The organism is Mesorhizobium sp. M7A.F.Ca.AU.001.01.1.1, assembly GCF_004022735.1.
Classification (GTDB): Bacteria; Pseudomonadota; Alphaproteobacteria; order Rhizobiales; family Rhizobiaceae; genus Mesorhizobium; species Mesorhizobium ciceri.
Genome location: NZ_RZPF01001040.1, coordinates 1 through 1551 on the forward strand (window position 1 = coordinate 1; position 1551 = coordinate 1551).

1 protein-coding gene and 2 pseudogenes are annotated in these 1551 nt (G+C 66.0%); all 3 read right to left on the reverse strand.

The features are described 5' to 3' along the window. Nucleotides 1-172, reverse strand: a pseudogene (locus tag EN884_RS39965) (GNAT family N-acetyltransferase); the annotation flags it as partial. 4 nt (nucleotides 173-176) lie between these two features. Beyond that, a complete protein-coding gene (locus tag EN884_RS35510; RefSeq protein WP_013527879.1) occupies nucleotides 177-932 on the reverse strand; it encodes a molybdopterin-synthase adenylyltransferase MoeB in 756 nt (251 codons plus the stop codon). 31 nt (nucleotides 933-963) lie between these two features. Further along, a pseudogene (locus tag EN884_RS35515) lies at nucleotides 964-1551 on the reverse strand (DNA replication and repair protein RecF); the annotation flags it as partial.

A 1551-nucleotide genomic window follows, 5' to 3' on the forward strand; every position in this document is an offset into this window, starting at 1 on the left:
CCCGCCGCGCCTTGTCCCGCAGAGTGTCGGCGGTCAAAAGGTGGGCCGAGGAGGGCGGGTCGATGACGTCGTCCATCGAGGCGAAGGCACGCATGATCAATGCGAGCACATCGTCCCAACGGTCGAAATCGGTCGGGATCCGCCTGATGGAGACTGCTTCGATCAGGTCCAAGAATTCAGCTTCTCTTGTAACGGATGGTGTCGAAGCGCGCCGCCAGCCCATCATAAAGCAGCAGCCGGCCGACCAGCGGTTCGCCCACGCCGGTGATCAGCTTGACCGCCTCCATGGCCTGCAGCGTGCCGATGACGCCGGTCAGCGCGCCAAGCACGCCGACTTCGGCGCAGGACGGCACCAGGCCCGGCGGTGGCGCCTCGGGAAACAGGTCACGATAGCCTGGGTTGGGCTTGCCGTCCTTGCCGTCTTCGAATGGCTTCAGCACCGTGACCGAGCCGTCGAAGCGTCCGACGGCGGCATGCACCAGCGGTTTCCCAGCGCTCGCGCAGGCATCGGCCACGGCGTAGCGCGTTTCGAAATTATCGGAACCGTCGACGACGATGTCATAGCGGGCGACGAGGGCAGGCGCATTGTCCGTGGTCAGCCGGAACGTATGCGGTTCGACTGTGGTATTGGGATTGATGCGGGCGATTGCCGCCTTGGCGCTGTCGGTTTTCAGCAGGCCGACAGTGTCGGTGCCGTGAATGACCTGACGCTGCAGGTTGGAGAGCGAAACGGTGTCGTCATCGACCACGCCGAGCGTGCCGACGCCGGCGGCGGCAAGATATTCAAGCACCGGGGCGCCCAGCCCGCCGGCGCCGATGACCAGCACCCGGGCCTGCTTCAGCCTCTGCTGTCCGGCGCCGCCGATTTCCGGCAGCACGATGTGGCGGGCATAGCGTTCGATCTCGTCTGCGGTCAGGGCGGCAGTGGTCATTGCCTGATCATACAGGCACGGAAAAACCTTGTCAGGGGTCTTCGGTTGGCCCAACCGTCCCGTGGTCGACGGTCAGGAATTGCGCACGGCCCTGGAGACTGGAAAACAGCGCAGCATCGGTTCCTGTCATGAATGCCTGGCAGTTCAGTTCCTCCAGGATGGAAAACAGCGCCGCGCGCCGCCCGCTGTCGAGATGCGCAGCGATCTCGTCGAGCAGCAGGATCGGCGTCATGCCCGACATTTCGCCGGTCAGCCTCGCGTGCGACAGCACGATGCCGACCAGCAGCGCCTTCTGCTCGCCGGTCGAGCAGAGCTCGGCCGGCATCGCCTTGGGGCGGTGCCGAACCACCAGGTCCGAACGGTGCGGGCCGTCGAGCGTACGTCCGGCGGCGCGATCGCGCTCGCGGCCCTCGGCAAGCGTCCGACGGAAGCGTTCCTCCACATCGACCGCCGGCGCCACGGCAATCTCGGCTTCCAGCTCGCCTGAAAGGCCGATATCGGCTTGCGGAAACGGTCCCGTGTCGGGCAGCCTGTCGATCATGGCGGCCAGCAGGCGCACCATCTCGGCGCGTTCGGCCGAGGACATGCTGGAATGGCTGCGCGTGGTTTGGCTGACGCC